Consider the following 1,315-nt stretch of genomic DNA (forward strand, 5'->3'; position numbering starts at 1 on the left):
CCCAGCATGTAGAGCACCAGCTGCCACATGGTGTAAGGGGCGGCGGTGGTCTGGCCGGGCGATTCGTTGGTGGTGGTGACTTCGTTCATCTCCTCGGTTCCTTTTTTCTCAGGTTCTCTCTCAAGCCCTGGCGCGCGACGGGTCTCGCCCGAAGTGCGCATACAGGGAATCCAGCACCGTGCCGATCTCGGCCAACAGCGCGTCGTCGTCGTCGARCCGTTCGCGTGCGCCAGCCATCACCGCTTCGAAGCCGATCGCTTCGGGCACCGGCTCGCCGCCGACATCGAGCTGGTGCACCATCGCGCCCAGCCGCCGCAGGGCTGGGTCCTCGTCGAGGCCGAAGCTGGCCATCAGCGTTTCGAAGGTCACTCGGTCGCCGACGTGCGTGAACGCGGCGCCATCGAAGTCGAAACCCAGCGCGCTCTTCGGGCAGTCGGCCGGCTTGGCCAGCCACTTGAAGCGCGCGTCCGGGTCAATGAAGCGCCGGATCAGCCAGGCGCTGGCCACGCGGTCCACCCACAGGCGGCGGCGGGTGGCCCAGGTGTGGCCGCGGTATTTCGCCGCGTCCAGCCGGGGCAGATCACCCGACGCGTCGTGCGGCTCGTCGGGCGAGACCAAGGAGTCGAGCCGACGGTTGAATTCGGTCCAGGCGGCTTCGGTCTCGGTCGAGGCGTCACTGGGGAAGTAGTCGGTTGCCTTGACCGCGTCGTAGTCGCGCTGCAGCCGACGCTGAAGGCGCAGCAGCTCCTGCGGCGTCATGGCACCCAGGGTCCGGTTGGTTTCTTTCCAGGCCTTGCGCAGTTCGGCCAACTCGTCGCTGCGGTCGAACAAGGCCAGGTAGGCCGGCGCCTCATCGACAGGCGGTTGCACCGACATCAACCAAGCCGTGCCGCCTTCGCGCACGCAGTCATCGGCCAGCTCGCGCAGCGCCTGGTGGCGATCACCGCCCGTCGGCAGCAGGTAGGCCCCGTCGCGCAGCGCTGCGCAGCCCAGCGCCTTCAGCGCTCGCCAGATCCGCATGCGGGCGGTGGCGCCTTGCGTGGGCAAGGACACGACCAGCAGCAGCCAGGCGGAGCTTGGATCGACATTCATGTAGCGAACGATACATCATTGTTATTTTCGCTACAACAGTAGTATCATCTCGACATGGTCGCCAGCTTCGTGTCCGGGGTGCGCCGCTGGCTGCTGCCGGCGCAGGTCTCTGCATCGGCGTTGCCGGTGCTGGGCGCGCGCGGTCTGCGTGCGCTGGTCGACGGCTACATGAGCGTGCTGTTGCCGGCCTACCTGCTGGCGATCGGCTTGAGCACATTGCAGG

General features: G+C 67.0%; 1 protein-coding gene. It reads right to left on the bottom strand.

The features are described from left to right. Positions 1-120: 120 nt before the first annotated feature. Positions 121-1,092: a chromate resistance protein ChrB domain-containing protein gene (locus AC1DYI_RS35880; protein WP_477208856.1), complete on the bottom strand. Its 972-nt coding sequence runs from the start codon at positions 1,090-1,092 to the stop codon at positions 121-123. Between the last annotated feature and the right edge of the window lie 223 nt (positions 1,093-1,315).

This window comes from Ideonella sp. P3_A4 (assembly GCF_056403075.1).